The organism is Pseudomonas sediminis (assembly GCF_039555755.1).
In the GTDB taxonomy this organism is placed as follows: Bacteria; Pseudomonadota; Gammaproteobacteria; order Pseudomonadales; family Pseudomonadaceae; genus Aquipseudomonas; species Aquipseudomonas mendocina_D.
Window position 1 is genome coordinate 3,520,385 of sequence record NZ_CP154631.1, and the last position, 21,475, is coordinate 3,541,859.

A 21,475-nucleotide genomic window follows, 5' to 3' on the forward strand; every position below is an offset into this window, starting at 1 on the left:
GTTCCGGCAAAGGAGTCCTCCATGTCGTTCAATATCGGTCTCAGCGGCCTGCGCGCCGCGACCAAGGATCTGAATGTCACCGGTAATAACATCGCCAACGCCGGCACTGCCGGCTTCAAGCAGTCGCGCGCCGAATTCGCCGATGTCTATGCCGCCTCGGTGCTGGGTTCCGGCTCCAACCCGCAGGGCAGCGGCGTGCTGCTCGGCGACATCTCGCAGCAGTTCAATCAGGGCAACATCAACTACACGCAGAACGCCCTGGATCTGGCGATTAACGGCAACGGCTTCTTCCAGGTCAGCAACAACGGCGCCCTGAGCTATACCCGCGCCGGCTACTTTGGTACCGACAGCAACGGTTTCTTGGTCGATAATTTCGGCTACAACCTGCAGGGTTATACGCTCGGTGCCAATGGCAATTTGCAGGATACGATAGGCAATCTAAGAATCCAGACTGCTAATCAGGAGCCCAGGGCGACAACACAGATTGCTCAGAATCTCAATCTGAATTCCACCAACACGGTTCCGACTACTACACCCTTCAATCCAGCTGACCCAACAACCTATAACTCGTCCACCTCAACCAATATTTATGACACGCAGGGCAATTCCCATGTGTTGACGCAGTACTTTGCCAAGGATGCCTCTAACGACTGGACGATGTATGTTCTGGTTGACGGTAAGCGGCCGAATTTCGATGTGGACGGGGCTGCATATGAAAACACCCCTTTCGCTTATGACGTGGATTTCGATGCGGCCGGTAATCTGACTTCAGTGGTTCCTGTCGATACGATTGTTGGTGGCGTTCCGGTGTCAAACCCCACTGCTGTTGGTACAGCGGCCGGAGTTGTTGCGTTCGACCCGGCGCATTGGGTGCCTGTTATCGAGCAACCGGCCGGTTCGGGCGCCTTTGTGCGTAATGGTGCCACTGCCAGTGCCGATGGGATGGTGCTGGATATGCGTGGTGCCACTCAGTTCGCCAGTTCCTTCGCGGTCAACAGCGTCAGCCAGGACGGCTACACCACCGGCCAGTTGGCTGGCGTCGAGATCGACGATACCGGGATGATTTTCGCCCGTTACACCAACGGCCAGTCCAAGGTGCAGGGGCGAGTGATTCTGGCCAACTTCGCCAACGTGCAGGGCCTGACGCCGGTGGGCAAGACTCAGTGGGTGCAGTCCTTCGAGTCCGGCGAGCCGGTGCGTAACCCGCCGCGTTCCGGCACCCTGGGGGCGATTCAGTCCGGCGCCCTGGAGGACTCCAACGTTGAGCTTTCCGATCAATTGGTGAACCTGATCGTGGCTCAGCGCAACTACCAGGCCAACGCCAAGACCATCGAAACCGAAAGCGCCATCACCCAGACGATCATCAACCTGCGTTGATGATGGGAGAGGGCAAAGCGGCAAGCCTGGCTTGCCGCTTTGCCGTTCCAGGGCCGGCAAAACCTCGCCGCCGCGCTTCTATAGCGTCCATGTAAGTCTTATAAATTCCTTTTAAATCAGTATCTTGTATTTATTTTTCGAGTCTGGCACGGCGCTTGCTGTAGTCAATGCAAAGAGCCAAGGGCACGTCGCCCACTCGGAGAATCACCATGGACAAGATGCTGTACGTCTCCATGACAGGAGCGCAGAACAATACGCTGGCTCTGCGCGCCCACGCCAACAACCTGGCGAACGTTTCTACCTCGGGTTTCCGTCGCGATTTCGAGCAGGCGCGTTCCATGCCGCTGTTCGGTGAAACCTATCCCGCTCGCGTATTCGCCATGAGCGAACGCCCGGCCACGGATTTTCGCGCGGGTTCGCTGCAGGAAACCGGACGCGACATGGATGTGGCCATTGGCGGCAAGGGCTGGATCGCCGTGCAGGCACCCGATGGCAGCGAGGCCTACGTTCGTACGGCCAGTCTGAATATCGATGCCTTGGGCGTGCTGCGTACCGGCAACGGTTTGCCGGTCATGGGCAATGCCGGGCCGATTGCCGTACCGCCGGAGCAGAAGGTGGAGATCGGCCAGGACGGCACCATCAGCATTCGTGCGCTTGGTGAAAACCCCAACGTATTGGCTGAAGTCGATCGCATCAAGCTGGTCAACCCTGATCCGAAAAGCATGGAGAAGGGCACCGATGGCCTGATCCGTGTGAAGGGGCAGCCCGAGGTAGAGGCCGATGCGACCGTTCAGGTGACGTCGGGTTTCCTCGAGGCGAGCAACGTCAACGCCGTTGAAGAGATGACCGCGATCCTCTCTCTGTCCCGTCAGTTCGAGCTGTCGGTGAAGATGATGCGCACCGCCGAGGACAACTCGTCGGCCATGGCGCGGGTTTTGCAAATTAGCTAATTACCAGCACGCGGCGCCGTAAAACCGGCGCCCGAGGAGAATCTATATGCTTCCGGCACTGTGGGTCAGCAAGACCGGTTTGTCCGCTCAGGACATGAACCTGACCACCATTTCCAACAACCTGGCCAACGTGGCGACCACCGGTTTCAAGCGTGATCGCGCTGAGTTCGAAGACCTGCTCTATCAGATCCGTCGTCAGCCAGGTGGCCAGTCCAGCCAGGACAGCGAGCTACCTTCGGGTTTGCAGCTCGGCACTGGTGTGCGCGTGGTGGGTACGCAGAAGATCTTCACCGCCGGTAGCCTGCAAACAACCGAGCAACCGCTGGACATGGCGGTCAATGGCCGTGGTTTCTTCCAGATTCTGCAGCCCGATGGCACCGTTTCCTACACCCGTGATGGCAGCTTTCACCTCAACTCCGATGGGCAGATCGTCACCTCTCAGGGCTTTGCCCTGGAGCCTGCAATCGTGCTGCCCAACGAAGTGCGCACCTTCACTGTCGGTGAAGACGGCACGGTCTCGGTGACCACGGCTGGCAACCCGCAGCCGCAGATCATCGGCAATCTGCAGTTGGCTGACTTCGTCAACCCAGCAGGTCTGGAAGCCATCGGTAACAACCTGTTCCTGGAGACCGGTTCCAGTGGCGCGCCGCAGGTGGGCAATCCGGGCCTCAATGGCCTTGGCACCACGCTGCAGAACACCCTGGAAAACTCCAACGTCAGCGTGGTGGAGGAGTTGGTGAACATGATCACCACCCAACGTGCTTACGAGATGAACTCCAAGGTGATTTCCACCGCTGATCAGATGCTGTCGTTCGTGACGCAGAACCTCTGATTTTTTGACACTGTTTTGAACGCCGCGAGGTAGTGGTTATGAACCGGCAAATTCTCTGTTTACCCCTGTTGGCTGGCGTGCTGCTCAGTAGCGGCTGCGTGGCGCCAACAGCCAAGCCGGACGATCCCTATTACGCGCCGGTATTGCCGCGTACGCCACTTCCGGCTGCACAGAACAACGGCTCGATCTATCAGGCGGGTTTCGAAAATGGCCTGTATGACGATCGCAAGGCATTTCGCGTGGGTGACATCATCACTATCACGCTGAACGAGCGCACCCAGGCCAGCAAGAACGCCAACAGCAATCTTCAGAAAGACAGCAGTGCCAACTTGGGCGTGACCTCTTTGTTCGGCTCCACCCCCTCGGTTACCAACCCGCTGACAGGCGGCAACATGAACCTCGGCGCCCAGTTCAATGGCGAGCGTGAGGCTAGCGGCTCTGGTCAGGCAGGACAGAGCAACAGCCTGTCCGGCTCGGTCACCGTGACCGTCGCTGAAGTATTGCCCAACGGCATTCTGGCCGTGCGTGGCGAGAAGTGGATGACCCTCAATACCGGCGATGAGCTGATGCGTATTTCCGGGCTGGTGCGTGCCGACGACATCTCCACTGACAACACCGTGTCTTCCACGCGGGTTGCCGATGCGCGCATCACCTATTCCGGTACGGGCGCCTTCGCCGACGCCAGCCAGCCCGGCTGGATGAGTCGTTTCTTCATGAGCCCGCTGTGGCCGTTCTGATCGCGGGGAACTGTAGATGAAAACCTGGCTGACTCACTCTCCGTCCCTGTTACTCGAGCACCTGTCCAACTGGTACGCGCGAGTGACGACCAGCGGTTCGGCGCGCAAGGCCTTCGCTGTGACCTCGGCTACCAAGCGAGGGGCGCGAGTTCATGGCAGTGAGTCGGCACAGGCTGGCGCATGCCGCCGGCAGTTCGCCGTCGCTCATCGTGGCTATCGTCACCGCGGCGCCAATGACTGGCTGCTGCTGGCGACCATGCTTGCCTGCATGCTGTTGAGCCTGCCGACCCAGGCTGAGCGCCTGAAGGATCTGGCGTCGATCCAGGGCGTGCGTAGCAACCAGTTGATCGGTTACGGCCTGGTGGTCGGCCTCAATGGCAGTGGTGACCAGACCACCCAGACGCCTTTCACCGTACAGACCTTCAATAACATGCTGGCGCAGTTCGGCATCAAGGTGCCGCCAGGTGGCAACGTACAGTTGAAGAACGTCGCTGCGGTGTCGGTGCATGCCGACCTGCCGGCGTTCGCCAAACCGGGGCAGACCATCGATATCACTATCTCGTCTATCGGTAACGCCAAGAGCCTGCGCGGCGGTAGCCTGTTGATGACGCCGCTCAAGGGCATCGATGGCAACGTCTACGCCATTGCCCAGGGCAACCTGGTGGTCGGCGGCTTCGATGCCAGTGGCGCCGATGGCTCGCGTATCACCGTCAACGTGCCGTCTGCCGGGCGCATTCCCGGTGGTGCCACTGTGGAGCGTCCGGTGCCGAGCGGTTTCGATCAGGGTAACTACCTGACCCTGAACCTCAATCGCCCCGATTTCACCACGGCGAAGAACATCGTCGACCAGATCAACGACCTGCTCGGCCCTGGCGTTGCCCAGGCCATCGATGGCGGTTCGATTCGCGTCAGCGCGCCGCTCGACCCGAATCAGCGCGTCGACTATCTGTCGATCCTCGAGAACCTGCAGGTTGAGGCCGGCAAGGCAGTAGCCAAGGTCATCATCAATTCGCGTACCGGCACCATCGTCATCGGCCAGGACGTCAAGGTTCAGCCGGCCGCCGTCACCCACGGCAGCCTGACCGTGACCATCACCGAAGACCCCATCGTCAGCCAGCCTGAAGCGTTTTCCGGCGGGCAGACTGCGGTGGTACCGCGCTCGCGTGTGGGTGCCGAGGAGGAAGCCAAACCGATGTTCAAATTCGGCCCCGGTACCAGCCTGGACGAGATTGTCCGTGCCGTTAACCAGGTAGGCGCAGCGCCTTCCGACCTGATGGCCATCCTGGAGGCGCTCAAGCAAGCCGGCGCCCTTCAGGCCGACCTGATCGTGATCTGAGGAGGATTGCCGCTATGGATTCTCGACTCTCAGCCGGTTTGCTCGGCAACGGCAAAAGCCCGGTCGACAGCGGTGCGTTCACCGATCTGAATCGCCTCAACCAGTTCAAGGTAGGCGGCGATACCGAGCAGAACATCCGCAAGGTCGCGCAGGAGTTCGAATCCCTGTTCATGAACGAAATGCTCAAGGCCATGCGTTCGGCCAATGCCGCGTTCGGCGAGGGCAACTTTATGAACAGCAACGAGAGCAAGACCTACCAGGACATGCACGACCAGCAGTTGGCCGTGACGCTCTCCAAGGAAGGGCGTGGTATCGGCCTGGCTGACGTGCTGGTGCGACAGATGTCGAAGATCAAGCAGCCGTCGAGCCGTCCCAATCCCTTCGCGCAAATCGAGCAACCGGTTGCTACGTCGAGCGAAGCCAAAGCCGATAAGGTCGCCACTAGCGAAGGCTTCCGTGATGACGTGGCGCTGCTCAATCGCCGTCGCCTCTCCGTGCCGGGCAAACTGGCGGACCGCCTGTTGGCCGGTATCGTGCCATCGGCTGCAGAGGGCGAGGGCAAGACCCTGGCCGGTAGTGATTGGATTCCGGCGCAGGCCAGCGCCGCGCCCAAGGATCGCGGCCTGAGCCTTGGCAATAGCGATGCATTGACGGGCCGTCGTATTGCTCAACCGCCGCTGGCGCCGGGCAAAGCTGCATTCAGCTCACCGCAGGAATTCGTCGCCACCATGCTGCCGATGGCGGAAGCCGCTGCCGAGAAGATCGGTGTCGATCCGCGTTACCTGGTGGCCCAGGCCGCGTTGGAAACCGGTTGGGGCAAGTCGATCATCCGCACCCGCGATGGCGAGAGCAGCCACAACCTGTTCGGCATCAAGTCCCATGGCAGCTGGGAGGGCGAGTCGGCCCGCGTGCTGACCACCGAATACAAGGGTGGCAAGGCGGTGAAGGAGGCGGCCAGCTTCCGTGCCTATGACTCCTACGCACAGAGCTTCGACGATTACGTCAGCTTTTTGCAGAACAACGGTCGCTACGAGAAGGCGCTGAACGTCACCGAGAATCCGGAGCGTTTCGTCAAGGAACTGCAGCAGGCTGGCTACGCCACCGATCCGAACTATGCGCGCAAGATCTCGCAGATCGCTCGCAAGATGCAGACCTATCAAGCAATCGCCGCTGCCGATAGCGCCACCACAAGGACTTGAGGCTGAACCATGGCTGACCTACTCAGTATTGGCCTGTCCGGGCTGTCGGCGAGCAAGACCCAGCTCAGCGTCACCGGTCATAACATCAGCAATATCAATACACCGGGCTATACCCGCCAGGATGCGGTGCAGGCCACGCGCATTCCGCAGTTCAGCGGCGCCGGCTATATCGGCTCGGGCACCACGCTAACCGACATCCGCCGCAGCTACAGCGAGTTTCTTACCAGCCAGTTGCGCTCCAGCACGGCGCTGGCCAGCGACGTGGCGGCCTACAAGAGCCAAATCGATCAGCTCGACTCCTTGCTGGCCGGCTCCACCACCGGCATCACCCCCTCGCTGCAATCCTTCTTCGCCGCGTTGCAGACCGCGGCGGAAGATCCGGCCAATATCCCGGCGCGGCAACTGGTGCTGTCCGAGGCCGAGGGCCTCTCGCGGCGCTTCAATACCGTTTACGAACGGCTCAATGAGCAGAACAACTTTCTCAACAAGCAGATGGTGGCGGTCAGCGATCAGGTCAACCGCCTGGCTACCAGCGTCGCCAGCCTGAACAACGCCATCGCCGTCGCGGCGGCCAACGGCCAGCAGCCCAACGACCTGCTCGATGCCCGCGACGAGGCGGTGCGCCAGCTGTCCACCTACGTCGGCGTCACCGTGGTGCCGCAGGACGACAGCAGCTACAACCTGTTTATCGGCAGCGGCCAGCCGCTGGTGGTGGGCGCTACCGCCAGCCGCCTGGAGGTCGGGCCGGGGCAGGGCGATCCCACGCGCTTCGAGGTGCAGTTCGTCAGCGGCAACTCGCGCCAGACCATTACCACCCAGCTCAGTGGCGGCGAGCTGGGCGGCTTGATCCGCTATCGCCAGGAGGTACTGGACTCCACCTTCAACAGCCTCGGTCGTCTGGCCCTGGCCGTCAGCGATCAGGTCAACAGTCAGCTTGGCCAGGGCCTCGACCTCAAGGGGCAGGTGGGGAGCGCGCTGTTCGGCGACTTCAACGATCCGGCGTTGGCGGCACTGCGTGTACGCGTTTTCAGTAGCAACAGCAGCAATGCCCAGCCCTTGCTCAACATAGGCGACACCAGCCTGCTGACCGCCAGCGACTACCGCCTGGAGTTCGACGGCACCAACTACACGGCGCGCCGCCTCAGCGATAACGCGATGATGAGCGTGAGCGAAAGCCCGCCCGGCACGCTTAGCTTTAGCGACAGCAATGGCCGCGACCAGGGCTTCACGGTCGAACTGGGCACGCCGGTGCCGACAGCGGGCGACATCTTCTTGCTCCAGCCGACCCGGCGTGGCGCCAGCGATATCGCTGCCGTGCTTGATCAACCTGATCAGTTGGCCTTCGCCGCGCCAGTGCGGGCCGAGGCCAACCTGCAAAACCGCGGCACCGGCGCCATTAGCCAGCCCGACCTGCAGTCCGTGCTGAATCTGGGCAGCCTAACCGGCGCTCTGCCGGTAACCCTGACCTACGACGAGGCCGCCGGTGATTTCACCGTGCCGGCTGGCGCCACCCTGACACGTATCAACGCCGATGGTACACCGGCCGTACCGGCCACCTTCCAGTCCGGGCAGACCAACAGCTACGAACTGCAGCTGGCCGATGGCAGCACCCTGCGCCTGACCCTCAGCGGCCGGCCGCAGCAGGGCGACACCTTCGCCGTTGCCTTCAATGCCAATGGCGTATCCGACAACCGCAACGCGCTGAAACTGGCCGATCTGCAATCTAAGGCGACCATCGGCGTCGACCCCGCCGCGCCAGGAAGTACCGGTGTGGGCTTCTCCGATGGCTACGGCGATCTGGTCGAACGGGTTGGCACTCTGACCGCTCAGGCGCGGCTGGATGGCGAGGCGACCACGGCGATTCTCAAGCAGGCCAGCGACAACCGCGATTCGCTATCGGGGGTCAACCTGGACGAAGAAGCGGCCAACCTGATCAAGTTCGAGCAGTACTACAACGCCTCGGCGCAGATCATTCAAGTTGCCCGCAGTTTGTTCGATACCCTGATCAGTTCATTTAGATAAACCGTAGGTGCGCACGGCGCACCCTACGAATCCATCAATGCTCGACGGTCGCATCAAGAGGCTCAAGCATGCGCATCTCCACCATCCAGGCATTCAACAACGGGGTTTCCGGCCTGCAGCGCAACTACGCCAACGCCATCCGCACCCAGGAGCAGATCAGCACCGGCAACCGCATCCTCACCCCGGCGGACGACCCGGTGGCTTCGGTGCGCCTGTTGCAGCTGGAGCAGCAGCAAGGCGTGCTGGGCCAGTACCAGGCCAACCTGACGGCGGCGAAGAACAGCCTGACCCAGGAAGAAGTCACCCTCAACTCGGCCAATACCATTCTCCAGCGCGTGCGCGAGCTGGCGGTGCAGGCGGGCAATGGCGCGCTCAGTCAGGCCGACCGCCAGTCCATCGCCGCCGAACTGGGCCAGCGCGAGGACGAACTGCTGGCGCTGATGAATACCCGCAACGCCCGTGGCGAATACCTGTTCGCCGGCTTCCAGGGCAAGACCCAGCCCTATCTGCGCACGGCCGATGGCAGCTACCTGTACCAGGGCGATGATGGCCAGCGCAAACTGCAGATCGCCAGCTCCTTGGAGCTGCCGATCAGCGACAGCGGCCGGGCGATCTTCGACAGCGGCCGCAATGCTGGGCGTCTGAGCATCGGCGGCAACCCGCCGGCGCCGGCCGCACCCGTCGTCAGCGGCGCGCTGGTGGAGGATGAGGTGGCCTTCGCCAACTTTCCCGCCGGCGGCATTCGCCTGGAGTTCAACGACCCGGCCGACCCGCTGGCCTATACCCTGACCCCGGTGGATGGAAACGGCGTGGATGGCACGCCGGTCAGCGGTCTGCTGGAACAGGGCAAGGACAGCCTGCTGCACTATGGCGGCGCGGCCTTTTATATCAACGGCGTGCCGCCCGCCGGCTCGACCTTCACCGTACAGCCGCCGGACAGCGACCCGGCCACCGCGCCTGCCAACAAAGTCGGCATCCTCAATACCATCGCCAGTTTGCGCCAGGTGCTGGAGGACGCGCCCAACACCGGCGACGGCAGCCGCCAGGTACGCGATGCGGTGGCGCTGGGCCTCACCAACCTGGACAACAACATGGTGGCCCTGGACCAGGTGCGCGGGCAGATCGGCGCGCGGCTCAACGTGGTGGAAACCTCGCTGACCGACAACGAGGACGTCACCCTGGTCAACAAGGCGGTGCAGGCCGAGCTGCGCGAGCTGGACTACGCCGAGGCGCTGTCGCGTTTGTCCTTCCAGTCGATCATTCTCGAAGCCGCCCAGCAGAGCTACGTGAAGATCGCCGGGCTCAACCTGTTCAACCAACTGCGCTAACGAACCATCGCCTGGCGTCCGGGGCCGTATGTAGGAGCCCCGCCCCGGGGCGAAGCTTTTGCTTTCTGCGCCGTCTGCCCGGGTCCGGGTGCATTCGCCGCGAGGCGCGGCTCCTACAGCCCTGTAGCCCGGATGCAATCCGGGGGAGCGTGCAGGAGGCCTCCCCGGATTGCATCCGGGCTACGCCGCAGCAACCTTCAACTCACCGCAAATCACCGAAAACCCGACAGTCCTTTGGCGAACCCTCTGCATCGATCCGGAGGTCACCATAACCAGCTGTTTTAAAACACAAAAAAAAATCCACGAAAAATCTGAAAAAAGCCTAAAGCCATCACCGGGGGCGCCGATACAAGAGACGAATGCGAAGTAACTGGGTGCCTGAGCAAGGCGACCGCCCAAGCGCTCGCAATACCCGGTAACACTAAGTACCCGCCTTTGGAGGCAATATCATGGCCCTTACCGTCAATACCAACATTGCGTCCCTGAACACCCAGCGCAACCTGAACACCTCTTCCCGTGCACTGGATACTTCCCTGCAGCGTCTGTCCACCGGTTCGCGCATCAACTCCGCCAAGGACGACGCCGCCGGCCTGCAGATTTCCAACCGCCTGACCAGCCAGATCAACGGCCTGGGCGTAGCGGTCAAGAATGCCAACGACGGTATCTCCCTGGCGCAGACCGCCGAAGGTGCCCTGCAGCAGTCCACCAATATCCTGCAGCGTATGCGCGACCTCTCCCTGCAGTCGGCCAACGGTTCCAACAGCGACTCCGAGCGCACTGCGCTGAATGCTGAGGTGAACCAATTGAAGAAGGAGCTGGATCGTATCAGCAACACCACCACTTTCGGTGGGCGCAAGCTGTTGGACGGCACCTTCGGTACCACCAGCTTCCAGGTAGGTTCTGCGGCAAACGAAGCGATTAGCGTGAAAATCGGTGAGATGAGCACTACCGCCCTCACGGGGGAAGTGCATGAAGTCGCTGGCGATGCCATTACTCTCGATCCGGCTGCTACGCCTCCGGAAACTATCAATAACTATGAGCTGGAGGCAACTGCTACTACCTATTCCTTCACCTTTGCCGATGGTTCTGTCAAAGAAGTAGATATCGCCGCAGGCAGCACTATTGCTGATGTCGCTTCGCAAATTAACGACGCAAACATAGGGGTCGGTGCATATGTGGACGTGAACTCCGCCGGTGACGAGGCCGCGATTAATTTGGTGTCCAATCAGGAGATCACAGACATTACTGGTGCAGGAGCCATGACCGGTGAGACGACTTCCACTGTTTCGACTACCGCGACCAATATCGCGGATGTTAATGTCAGCACCGCGAGTGATGCGCAGAAGGCTATTTTGCTGATTGATCAGGCAATTGTAAGTATCGACTCCCAGCGCGCCGACCTCGGTGCGGTGCAGAACCGCTTCGATAACACCATCGCCAACCTGCAGAACATCGGCGAAAACGTCTCCGCCGCTCGTGGCCGTATCCAGGACACCGACTTCGCCGCCGAAACCGCCAACCTGAGCAAGAACCAGGTGCTGCAACAGGCCGGTACCGCGATCCTGGCCCAGGCCAACCAGCTGCCGCAGGCAGTCCTCAGCCTGCTGCGTTAAGCTCGCTAGCCAGTCGGCTCGAGTCTCGGGGGGGTAGTGCCAGGCGCTACTCCCCGTTTTGCCATGTGAGGTGAGCTCATGGATATCGATTCAATCAAGGGGTTCCCGGTGTCTGCCGGGGCTTCTCGTAGCAGAAACGATGCGCTGCGCCAGCCGAATGCCGTGGGCTTGGGCGAGGGAGTGGCGCCGGCCGCTCAGTCGCAGGCTCCGTCCCTGCCGGTGGAGAGTGCAGTTTCCAGTATTCAGGCCTTCGCCCAGAGTATTCAGCGCAACCTGAACTTCTCCCTGGATGACTCCACCGGCAGGGTGGTGGTCAAGGTGACCGATGGCGTTTCCGGCGAGGTCATCCGCCAGATACCTTCGGAGGAAGCGCTGCGCCTGGCCGAGAGTCTCGATGAGGTTCGCAGCCTGCTGTTCAAGGCCGAGGCGTAGCTGGCTCGATTCTTGATTGTTATGGGTTTTCAAGCTGTAAGCGTCAACGTACCGACGAGGTGTTCAACATGGTGGGTATAACCGGTATTGGTTCCGGAATCGACATCGACAGCATCGTCAAGGCGATGGTCAATGCGGAGAAGGCTCCGAAGGAGGCGCAGCTGGCGCGTCTGGAGAAGAGCACGACCACCAAGTTCTCCGCCCTGGGCCAGCTCAAGGGCGCGCTCAGCGAGTTCCAGACGGCGCTCAAGGCCCTGAACGACTTCTCGTTGTTCGAGAAACGCACGGCCTCGTCCTCGGATACGGCCTTGCTGACCGTTGCCGCCACCAAGGACGCACTGCCCGGAACCTACCGGGTCGAGGTGGAGCGCCTGGCGACCGCCAGCAAGGTGGCCAGTGCCGCCGTGGGTAGTGACTTCAGCAGTGGCGCCGGCGAAGAGACCTTCCTGGTCAAGCTCGGCGTCGATGATACCGGCACCGAGGTCAGAATCGCCGCCGGCTCCGACCTGGCCAGCACCCGAGGCCAGCTCAATGCGGCGCTGAAGGACAAGGGCATCAGCGTCAACATCGTCAGCAATCCGGGCACTGGCGAGTCGCGTCTGGTGTACAGCTCCAGCAAGACCGGTGCCGGCGAGGATGTGATCGTCACCGGCAGCGGCAATCTCGACGCGCTCAAGGTGGACGGCACCCAGGCCCTGAACTCCACCGATCCTGCCAGCGCCGGTTATATCACCCAGGCGGCGGACGCGAAATTCAGCATCGACGGCCTGGCTCTGACCAGCCCGAGCAACAGCGTGACCGGCGCCATTCCGGAAGTGACCCTGGAGCTGCTGGCCAAGACCGAGGCAGGCAAGTCGTTGACGGTGAGCGTCGGCCAGAACGACAGCGAGGTCACCGAGGCGGTAAACAAGTTTGTCGAAGCCTACAACAAGCTGATCAAGACCAGTAATCAACTCACCAGCGTGGTTTCCGTCGGCGACGGCAAGGAGCCGGTCGTTGGCGGTCTGGTTGGCGATGCCACGGTGCGTAACGTGCTGAGCGCGGTGCGCAACCAACTGGTCAATCCGGTGAATGGCCAGGGTGACCTGCGCGTGTTGGCCGACCTGGGCATTACCACCGAGAAAGACGGCACATTGAAGGTCGATGCCGACAAGCTCAAGGCCGCCGTCGAAGGTAATTTCGAGGGCGTCGGGGCGTTCTTTGCCGGTGAAACCGGTCTGATGACCCGTCTGGATAAAAGCATCGACGGTTTCATCAAGACGGGTGGAGTGCTCGAGCAGCGCATGAACGGGCTGCAGAGCACCATCAGCAATATCGACAAGCAGAAGGAAAATCTGAACCTGCGCATCGACAAGATCCAGGCTCGCCTGTACGCGCAGTTCAATGCGATGGATATGCTGGTCGGCCAGTTGAACCAGACCAGCGAACGGCTGGCGCAATCGCTGGCAAGCCTGCCCGGCCTGGTGAAGAAGGACAGCTGATAAGCCATGAGCAACCCGATCGACACCTACAAGACGGTCAATACCGCGCAGGACGTCAGCCCCTACCGCATCGTCCAGCTCCTGCTGCAGGGCGCGCTGGAGCGCCTGTCCCTGGCCCGCCATGCCCAGCTGGAGGGCAATCCGGAGATTCGAGGCCTTGCCGTCGGCAGTACAATCTCCATTATTGCAGCGCTACAGGCTGGCTTGGATAAGGAGCTCGGCGGTGAGATTGCCGAGAATCTGGATGCGCTCTACGACTACATGACTCGTCGTTTGGCTGGCGTTGCGTTGGACGACACGCCGCGCAGTCTGGATGAGGTGCTGGCATTGCTGGGTCAGATCAAGGAAGCCTGGGACGCTATAGGTCCTGAGGTAGAGCCCGCAGCGGCACGTTAATTTCGCCTAAAGCTTTGCTTGTCAGAGCCGATATCTTGAGTATCAGCCAAACAGCAGAGCGAGAGCGATAATGAACGCAATGGCGGCCCTCCAGCAGTATCAGACCGTCAATACCCAGGTGCAGGCTTTTGAGGCCAGCCCTCACCGTCTTATTCAGATGTTGATGGAAGGTGGGTTGACCCGAATAGCTCAAGCGCGTGGCGCCATGGAGCGCGGACAGACCGAACTGAAAGGCGAGTTGATCAGTAAGAGCATCGCCATCGTCGGCGGTCTGCGCGAGGCCCTTGATCACCGCCAGGGCGGCGAGCTGGCGGCGAATCTGGATGGTCTGTACGAATATATGACGAGTCGGCTGCTGCAGGCCAATCGCAACAATGAGCCTGCACTGCTCGAAGAGGTCGCCGCGCTGCTTCGCGAGGTTAAATCCGGTTGGGATGCCATTGCTCAGTAAGAGCATGGTTTTGGAGGGGAAATTATGAATGCCACCGTTCAGCGCCTGCAGGAAACCGGTTCTGCCTTACGTGATGCCCTTGCCAAGCAGGACTGGGCCGCGATTGGCGAGCTGGATCTGCAATGCCGTATGGTAGTCGACGCTGCCATGGTAGATAGCCCTGACGAAGAAGAACTGCGCAGTGGTTTGGAAAATCTGTTGTCGTTGTATCGAGAGCTGGTTAGCGTTTGTCAAACCGAGCAGCAACGAGTTGCTGGTGAGTTGGTACAGTTAAACCAGTCTCGTCAGGGTGCCAAGGTGTATCAGCTTTTCGGCTAGTCCGCCCATATCGACCGGGTTTATCCGCCAGGATTGGCTCGGCCGTCGCTCCGTCTGTTCGTTTTCCTGCCTTCTTCCTCCGGCCCTCTTTTTTCGTCATTACAAGCAGCGTCTGAGTGAATTCCATATTTGGGTGAAAAGTTACGCCATAAAATTGACTGGCTTCAATTTTTTGACTTTACTAGTGGCAAGTTGCCGGTGTGCGCCGAAGAACTGGCGTGCAATTTCCCTAACAGCCTGTTGAAATTCGCCGCGATGATTACGTCCACTGCTTCTGGCAGCAGCGGTCGCGCTCGTTTACTTCCCGTTTAGGGCGCCAATCGATGGAAATAGCCCGATTTGGCGTGCTCCAGGCGCACCTTCCCCGTCAACGCGCTCATGCCATTGAGCCTGTAGCCAGCAACTTCGGCAGACGCACCAGGTTGCTTGCCGCCATGGCCAGCTGGAACAGCGCGTCGACACGCTCAAGTCCGCGTTGCTTCACCTGGCGCAGCCCGGCCGCCGCCTTGAGCCAGCCGAAGTGGGTTTCGATCCAGGCGCGAATCTTCAGGCTCAGACCATAGCCGGCGTGGCGCGTGGTACGGCCATCGATGGCGCTGCGCCGACCATTGGTGTTCTGCGCAACATGGGGTGTCACGCCGAGGGCACGACAGGCGGCCACGAAGTCTGCCGTATCGTAAGCCTTGTCCGCAGCCAAGGTGCGTCGACGGCGACCACCCAGCTTGCTCAGCATCGCCAGCGCGGCTTCGCGTTCGCCACGGCCACAGGCCAGAGTCACATGAGCACTGCGCACCAGACCACTGCGGTGTTCCATCAGCACATGCCCCATGTAACTCAGCTGCGCGCCGGTCTTGTGGCTCTTTCGGTACAGCCGGGCATCCGGATCGCTGGTCGAGGCGTGGGTGTCGTTGCTGCGCTTGTGCCCCTTGAAGTCCGGCGGGGCATTGCGTGGTCCGGGGCCTTGATCGTCTGGCGTATCGTCCTTGGGACGGAAACTCTTCTGAGAGGCCCAGGCTTGCAGCAATGTGCCGTCGACCGAGAAGTGCTCATCCGAGATCAGCCCCTGCTTCTCCGCCAGGCGTACCACCTCGCTCAGAAACCCGGCGGCCACTGCCTGGGCATTGAGGCGGTCACGATTCTTCGAGAAGACCGAGTGATCCCACACCGGGTCATCAATGGCCAGGCCGACGAACCAGCGGAACAGCAGGTTGTAGCCCAGCTGTTCCATCAGCATCCGCTCGCTGCGCAGCGAGTAGAACAACTGCAGCAACTGCGCCCGCATCAGCTTCTCGGGGGCGATCGAGGCGCGGCCGGTGTCGGCATACAAGGTGTCGAACAGGGCGCTCATCCGCTGCAGAGCGGTGTCTGCCAGCTTGCGGATGGCGCGCAGGGGGTGAGTCGCTGGCACGAAGTCATCGAGCTTGGCGACAGTGAACAAGGATTCCTGAGTGATATCGGCGCCACGCATGGAAAACGGGGTTCCCGGCAGATTGGAGCCAATATCGTAAACCTTACACAGCAAAGTCAGACAGGCCGTAGGCGAATTTCAACAGGCTGCTAACTCCTCGGGTCAGACAAGCACAAGATGTGGCGTGAAACCAAAATCCTGTTGATCGATGACAATGCTACGCGCCGCCACGAGTTGGCGATCATTCTGAGTTTTCTCGGGGAAGAGCATCTGGCTTGCACCAGTCAGGACTGGCGCACGGCAGTCACCGAACTGGGATCCAGTCGAGAAGTGCTCAGTGTCTTGCTGGGGGATGTGCAGTCCAAGGGCGGTGCGCTGGAGCTGACCAAGCAGATTGCCGGGTGGGATGAGTTTCTGCCCTTGCTGACAGTGGGTGATGCCAGTGTTGCCGAGTGGCCGGAAGATTTGCGCAGGCGCGTGCTGGCCAGTCTGGAAACACCGCTCAGCTATAACAAGTTGCTCGACTCGCTGCATCGCGCCCAGGTCTACCGTGAAATGTACGACCAGGCGCGTGATCGTGGTCGGCAGCGCGAGCCCAATCTGTTCCGTAGCCTGGTGGGTACCAGTCGCGCCATTCAGCAGGTGCGGCAGATGATGCAGCAGGTTGCCGATACCGAGGCCAGCGTGTTGATCCTCGGTGAGTCCGGAACCGGTAAGGAAGTGGTGGCGCGCAATCTGCATTACCACTCCAAGCGTCGCGAGGCGCCGTTCGTGCCGGTCAACTGTGGGGCCATTCCGGCCGAGCTGCTCGAGAGCGAACTCTTCGGGCATGAGAAGGGTGCTTTTACCGGCGCCATCACCAGCCGGGCAGGGCGCTTTGAGTTGGCCAATGGCGGCACGCTGTTTCTCGATGAAATCGGTGACATGCCGCTGCCGATGCAGGTCAAGCTACTGCGTGTGTTGCAGGAGCGCACTTTCGAGCGCGTCGGCAGTAACAAGACGCAGACTGCTGACGTGCGCATCATTGCCGCCACGCACAAGAACCTAGAGAAGATGATCGAGGATGGCAGTTTCCGTGAGGATCTGTATTACCGCCTCAACGTCTTCCCGATCGAGATGGCGCCGCTGCGCGAGCGTATTGAAGATATCCCGCTGCTGATGAACGAGCTGATTTCGCGCATGGAGCACGAGAAGCGTGGCTCCATTCGCTTCAACTCGGCCGCCATCATGTCGCTGTGCCGCCACGATTGGGCAGGCAACGTGCGTGAGCTGGCTAACCTGGTGGAGCGCATGGCGATCATGCATCCCTATGGGGTGATCGGAGTTGGCGAGCTGCCGAAGAAATTTCGTCATGTCGATGACGAAGATGAGCAGCTTGCAGCCAGCTTGCGCGATGAAATGGAAGAGCGCGCTGCGATCATGGCAGGTCTACCGGGCCTCGATACGCCAGCCATGCTGCCGCCGGAGGGGCTGGATCTGAAGGACTACCTCGGTAATCTGGAGCAGGGCCTTATCCAGCAGGCGTTGGATGATGCGGGCGGTGTGGTGGCGCGTGCGGCTGAGCGCCTGCGTATTCGCCGTACCACGCTGGTCGAGAAGATGCGCAAGTACGGCATGAGCCGCCGCGAAGAGGATGGTCAGGACGAGGATTGATTCCTCAGCCTCAGGCTAAGGAAACTCTGGAAAACTCGTCATTCCCGCGCAGGCGGGAATCCAGAACCTGCGAAACTCCTGGGCTCCCGCCTTCGCGGGAGTGACGGTAAGTAACTTTTTCAGAACATCCCTAACGCCGCAAAGAAAGCCGGAGCTTTGACGCAAGCTCCGGCTTCGTTTTTTCAAGTGTTTGATAAATAAGAATAAAAAATTAGGCACGGGTATTGCTAAAGCTCTTGTATCCGACCGTCTTCTGACGGTGCGTCGTACGAGAGAAGCAGATGGAAGCCAACCTTCGTCCTACCGAGTCAGCCGAGCCAAGCCTTGCAGCGCCGCTCGAACAAGCCAGTCGTGCAGGACTGGAGCAGGCCTTTGCCCTGTTCAATCAGATGTCCAACCAGCTCAGCGAGTCGTACAGCCTGCTCGAGGCGCGAGTCAATGAGCTGAAGGGACAGCTGGCACTGGTCAGCGCTCAGCGTATGCAGGAGCTGGCCGAGAAGGAACGTCTGGCGCATCGCCTGCAGAGCCTTTTGGATCTGCTGCCCGGTGGCGTGATCGTCATCGATGGTCAGGGTGTCGTGCGAGAGGCCAACCCCGTGGCCCGCGCGTTGCTTGGCCAGCCGCTGGTGGGCATGCTCTGGCGCCAGGTGATCGCGCGCAATTTTGCACCGCGCGAAGATGATGGCCACGAAATATCCATGCGCGATGGACGTCGGTTATCCATCGCGACCCGTTCTCTGCATGGGGAACCGGGGCAGTTGGTTCTGCTGACTGACCTGACTGAAACCCGTCGCCTGCAGGATCAACTATCTCGTCATGAGCGTCTTTCGGCACTGGGGCGAATGGTCGCGTCCCTCGCACATCAGATTCGTACGCCTCTCTCTGCTGCGCTGCTCTATGCCAGTCATCTGAACGAGCAGGTGCTGCCTGCCGAGCAGCAGCAGCGCTTTGCTGGCCGCTTGAAGGAGCGCTTGCACGAGCTGGAAAATCAGGTGCGCGACATGCTGATCTTTGCCCGGGGTGAACTGCCGCTGCCGGATCGTTTGTCGCCAGTGGTGGTGTTCGATGCCTTGCGTGCTGCTGCCGAGGCTCACGTGGGCGATATGGCCGTGCGTTGGCAGTGCGATGTGCGCGACGGCGAGCTGCTGTGCAACCGCGACACCTTGGTCGGCACGGTGCTCAACCTGATCGACAACGCCATTCAGGCCGCTGGGCGCGATGCGCGCCTGAAGATCCACCTGTATCGCCGCGCTAACCAGTTGCGCCTGTGCGTCAGTGACAACGGGCCAGGGATGGACAAGGAAACCCTGGCGCGTCTGGGCGAACCCTTCTTTACCACCAAGACCACCGGAACCGGCCTCGGCCTGGCGGTGGTCAAGGCGGTGGCGCGCGCTCATCAGGGCCAGCTGCTGCTGCAATCACGTGCGGGGCGTGGTACCTGCGCCATCGTTTCTCTGCCGCTGCTTGATGCGGCGTCTCACTCGAATCAGGAGTAACCCATGGCTGCCAAAGTCCTGCTGGTTGAAGACGATCGCGCGCTGCGCGAAGCCCTGGCCGATACCCTGTGCCTGGGCGGACATGATTATCGAGCCGTCGATTGCGCCGAGGCGGCCTTGGTAGCGTTGACCGAAGAGCCGTTCGGGCTGGTGGTCAGCGACGTCAACATGCCGGGTATGGATGGTCATCAACTGCTGGCGCAGATCCGTAGTCGTTATCCGCAACTGCCGGTATTGCTGATGACGGCTTTCGGCGCGGTAGAGAGGGCGGTAGATGCCATCCGCCAGGGTGCCGCTGATTATCTGGTCAAGCCGTTCGAGCCGCGCACGCTGCTGGAGCTGGTGGCCAAGCACGCTCTCGGTAAATTGACGGCGGGGGATCGCGATGGCCCGGTAGCGCTCGAGCCGGCCAGCGTGCAGTTGCTGGAGTTGGCGTCACGTGTGGCGCAGAGTGATTCGACGGTGATGATCACGGGTGAGTCGGGGACCGGTAAGGAGGTGCTGGCGCGTTATATCCATCAGCAGTCGCCGCGCGCCTCTGGGCCTTTCATCGCCATCAACTGTGCGGCGATTCCCGACAACATGCTCGAGGCTACTTTGTTCGGGCATGAGAAGGGCGCGTTCACCGGTGCGATCACCGCTCAGCCGGGCAAGTTCGAGCTGGCCGATGGCGGGACCATCCTGCTCGACGAGATTTCCGAAATGCCGCTGGGGCTGCAGGCCAAATTGCTGCGTGTGCTGCAGGAGCGTGAGGTGGAACGGGTCGGGGCGCGCAAGCCAATCAACCTGGATATTCGCGTGCTGGCCACCAGCAACCGTGACTTGGCTAGCGAGGTTGCCGCAGGGCGCTTCCGCGAGGACCTCTATTATCGACTGTCGGTCTTCCCCTTGGCCTGGCGGCCGTTGCGTGAGCGGCCTGCCGACATTCTGCCGCTGGCCGAGCGGCTGCTGGCCAAGCACGTCAAAAAAATGAATCAGGCGCCGGTGCGCTTGTCAGAATCGGCCGCGCAGTGCCTGGTGCAGCATCAGTGGCCGGGCAACGTGCGTGAGCTGGACAACGCCATTCAACGTGCGCTGATTCTGCAGCAGGGCGGGGTGATTCAGGCGCAGGATCTGTGCCTGCACGCACCCATAGGTCAGACGGTGCAGAGCGCCGTGCCGCACCTGGCTGTGGTGCCGAGTATGGCCCCGCCGATGACGCAGGTCGAGCCACCGGTTGCGGTGGATTCCGGCGCGCTGGGCGAGGATCTTCGCCGTCGCGAGTTTCAGGTCATCATCGACACCCTGCGTGCCGAACGCGGTCGCCGCAAGGAAGCTGCCGAGCGCCTGGGTATCAGCCCGCGCACCCTGCGCTACAAGCTGGCGCAGATGCGTGATGCTGGTATGGATGTCGAGGCTTACCTGTACGCCAGTTAGTTTTGCCTAGCTGTGCGGGGGAGAGGAGATACCGCTGACAGGGTGGCCTGGGTCCCCGCCTTCGCGGGGATGACGATGATAGAAAAAACGAGGTCATCCCCCGCGAAGGCGGGGATCCAGCCGCGGTGCTAAGGTTGTCTTGGCTTGTAGGAGCGATTTTTTTCGTTCGGGCTCAAATCAATCGCTGAATAGGCCTTCATGCCTATGGACGGCCCAATCTGCAAAGGACTGCAGCATGAAACAACCCGCCGTTTACATTATGGCCAGTCAGCGTAATGGCACGCTCTATACCGGAGTTACAGCGGATCTGCTGCAGCGTGTCTGGCAGCATAGAGAGGGGGTCGTTGAGGGCTTTACACTCCGCTATGGAGTGAAGTTGCCGGTGTGGTACGAGCAGCATGAAAGTATGAGTGGCGCGATAGCCAGGGAGAAGGCGATCAAGAAATGGAATCGTGCCTGGAAGCTGCGCCTGATCGAAGAGCGAAATCCGCAATGGCAGGATCTCTGGTCGGAGATTGTTGGTGATTCTTCTCTTGCTGCTGGGTCCCCGCCTTCGCGGGGATGACGGTAGTTATCCCATTTATCTGCGCGTCCTCGGTCTGATTCCCATAAGCCGCTTTGTTGGCACCCTTGTTGCTAATACCCCTGCATAGCGCCGCTAGTGTCAAAAAGCGGGCAGTGGAGGAAGTCATGAGCCAAGGTGTCGAATTCAATCGCTTGATGCTGGAAATGCGTTCCATGCAGGCTGAGGCCATGGCGCGTCAGAAGCCTGCTGCGAGCGAGCCAGTGCAAGGGGCGCCGAGTTTCTCGGAAATGCTCGGCCAGGCGGTGAACAAGGTCAACGAGACCCAGCAGGCTTCCAATAAACTGGCCACCGCTTTCGAGATGGGGCAGAGCGGCGTCGATCTGACCGATGTGATGATCGCCTCGCAGAAAGCCAGCGTATCCTTCCAGGCCATGACCCAGGTGCGTAATAAGCTGGTCCAGGCTTATCAAGACATCATGCAGATGCCGGTCTGAGGGTTGATTC

Annotated in this window: 20 protein-coding genes; 19 read left to right on the forward strand and 1 reads right to left on the reverse strand. The window is 60.8% G+C overall.

Features of this window, described 5'->3' with window-relative positions:
- Nucleotides 1-21 precede the first annotated feature (21 nt).
- From flgE to fliT, 14 genes are all read left to right on the forward strand, one after another.
- Complete coding sequence (gene flgE, locus AAEQ75_RS16525) at nucleotides 22-1,377, forward strand: flagellar hook protein FlgE (RefSeq protein WP_343349772.1); 1,356 nt, start codon at nucleotides 22-24, stop codon at nucleotides 1,375-1,377.
- Nucleotides 1,378-1,586: 209 nt separating this feature from the next.
- Nucleotides 1,587-2,327 (forward strand): flagellar basal body rod protein FlgF, encoded by a 741-nt coding sequence (locus AAEQ75_RS16530; protein ID WP_206408975.1) that lies wholly within the window; start codon nucleotides 1,587-1,589, stop codon nucleotides 2,325-2,327.
- 46 nt (nucleotides 2,328-2,373) lie between these two features.
- Complete coding sequence (gene flgG / locus AAEQ75_RS16535) at nucleotides 2,374-3,159, forward strand: flagellar basal-body rod protein FlgG (RefSeq protein WP_074681288.1); 786 nt, start codon at nucleotides 2,374-2,376, stop codon at nucleotides 3,157-3,159.
- A gap of 38 nt (nucleotides 3,160-3,197) precedes the next feature.
- Nucleotides 3,198-3,896: a flagellar basal body L-ring protein FlgH gene (gene flgH / locus AAEQ75_RS16540; RefSeq protein ID WP_343349773.1), complete on the forward strand. Its 699-nt coding sequence runs from the start codon at nucleotides 3,198-3,200 to the stop codon at nucleotides 3,894-3,896.
- 256 nt (nucleotides 3,897-4,152) lie between these two features.
- Complete coding sequence (locus AAEQ75_RS16545) at nucleotides 4,153-5,232, forward strand: flagellar basal body P-ring protein FlgI (protein ID WP_143497980.1); 1,080 nt, start codon at nucleotides 4,153-4,155, stop codon at nucleotides 5,230-5,232.
- A gap of 14 nt (nucleotides 5,233-5,246) precedes the next feature.
- The gene (flgJ, locus tag AAEQ75_RS16550) at nucleotides 5,247-6,431 is read left to right on the forward strand and encodes a flagellar assembly peptidoglycan hydrolase FlgJ (RefSeq protein ID WP_343349774.1); all 1,185 of its coding nucleotides are present in this window, start codon (nucleotides 5,247-5,249) and stop codon (nucleotides 6,429-6,431) included.
- Between the two features lie 9 nt (nucleotides 6,432-6,440).
- Complete coding sequence (flgK, locus tag AAEQ75_RS16555; protein WP_343349775.1) at nucleotides 6,441-8,453, forward strand: flagellar hook-associated protein FlgK; 2,013 nt, start codon at nucleotides 6,441-6,443, stop codon at nucleotides 8,451-8,453.
- Nucleotides 8,454-8,521: 68 nt separating this feature from the next.
- Nucleotides 8,522-9,781, forward strand: coding sequence for a flagellar hook-associated protein FlgL (flgL, locus tag AAEQ75_RS16560; RefSeq protein WP_343349776.1), 1,260 nt, complete (start codon nucleotides 8,522-8,524; stop codon nucleotides 9,779-9,781).
- Between the two features lie 449 nt (nucleotides 9,782-10,230).
- Nucleotides 10,231-11,394, forward strand: coding sequence for a flagellin (locus tag AAEQ75_RS16565; protein WP_343349777.1), 1,164 nt, complete (start codon nucleotides 10,231-10,233; stop codon nucleotides 11,392-11,394).
- 78 nt (nucleotides 11,395-11,472) lie between these two features.
- Nucleotides 11,473-11,826, forward strand: a complete 354-nt coding sequence (locus tag AAEQ75_RS16570; protein WP_343349778.1) for a flagellar protein FlaG — start codon at nucleotides 11,473-11,475, stop codon at nucleotides 11,824-11,826.
- A 68-nt stretch (nucleotides 11,827-11,894) separates the two neighbouring features.
- The gene (gene fliD, locus AAEQ75_RS16575; protein WP_343349779.1) at nucleotides 11,895-13,307 is read left to right on the forward strand and encodes a flagellar filament capping protein FliD; all 1,413 of its coding nucleotides are present in this window, start codon (nucleotides 11,895-11,897) and stop codon (nucleotides 13,305-13,307) included.
- A 6-nt stretch (nucleotides 13,308-13,313) separates the two neighbouring features.
- Nucleotides 13,314-13,703, forward strand: a complete 390-nt coding sequence (fliS, locus tag AAEQ75_RS16580; protein ID WP_343349780.1) for a flagellar export chaperone FliS — start codon at nucleotides 13,314-13,316, stop codon at nucleotides 13,701-13,703.
- Between the two features lie 70 nt (nucleotides 13,704-13,773).
- Nucleotides 13,774-14,154, forward strand: coding sequence for a flagellar export chaperone FliS (gene fliS, locus AAEQ75_RS16585; protein ID WP_256833299.1), 381 nt, complete (start codon nucleotides 13,774-13,776; stop codon nucleotides 14,152-14,154).
- Between the two features lie 24 nt (nucleotides 14,155-14,178).
- A complete protein-coding gene (gene fliT / locus AAEQ75_RS16590; RefSeq protein WP_256833301.1) occupies nucleotides 14,179-14,472 on the forward strand; it encodes a flagellar protein FliT in 294 nt (97 codons plus the stop codon).
- Between the two features lie 376 nt (nucleotides 14,473-14,848).
- Here fliT and AAEQ75_RS16595 read toward each other — a convergent pair whose 3' ends face one another.
- Nucleotides 14,849-15,940, reverse strand: coding sequence for an IS5 family transposase (locus AAEQ75_RS16595; protein WP_343349782.1), 1,092 nt, complete (start codon nucleotides 15,938-15,940; stop codon nucleotides 14,849-14,851).
- 117 nt (nucleotides 15,941-16,057) lie between these two features.
- Between AAEQ75_RS16595 and AAEQ75_RS16600 the strand changes: the two genes are divergently transcribed.
- The 5 genes from AAEQ75_RS16600 (at nucleotide 16,058) to fliE (ending at nucleotide 21,465) form a co-directional block, all read left to right on the forward strand.
- On the forward strand, nucleotides 16,058-17,533 hold the full coding sequence (locus AAEQ75_RS16600) for a sigma-54 dependent transcriptional regulator (protein WP_343349783.1): 1,476 nt from the start codon (nucleotides 16,058-16,060) through the stop codon (nucleotides 17,531-17,533).
- A 281-nt stretch (nucleotides 17,534-17,814) separates the two neighbouring features.
- Complete coding sequence (locus AAEQ75_RS16605) at nucleotides 17,815-19,029, forward strand: sensor histidine kinase (protein WP_343349785.1); 1,215 nt, start codon at nucleotides 17,815-17,817, stop codon at nucleotides 19,027-19,029.
- A gap of 3 nt (nucleotides 19,030-19,032) precedes the next feature.
- The gene (fleR, locus tag AAEQ75_RS16610) at nucleotides 19,033-20,445 is read left to right on the forward strand and encodes a sigma-54-dependent response regulator transcription factor FleR (RefSeq protein ID WP_343349786.1); all 1,413 of its coding nucleotides are present in this window, start codon (nucleotides 19,033-19,035) and stop codon (nucleotides 20,443-20,445) included.
- Between the two features lie 235 nt (nucleotides 20,446-20,680).
- Complete coding sequence (locus tag AAEQ75_RS16615) at nucleotides 20,681-21,010, forward strand: GIY-YIG nuclease family protein (protein WP_343349787.1); 330 nt, start codon at nucleotides 20,681-20,683, stop codon at nucleotides 21,008-21,010.
- A 125-nt stretch (nucleotides 21,011-21,135) separates the two neighbouring features.
- Nucleotides 21,136-21,465, forward strand: coding sequence for a flagellar hook-basal body complex protein FliE (gene fliE / locus AAEQ75_RS16620; RefSeq protein ID WP_013714978.1), 330 nt, complete (start codon nucleotides 21,136-21,138; stop codon nucleotides 21,463-21,465).
- Nucleotides 21,466-21,475 lie beyond the last annotated feature (10 nt).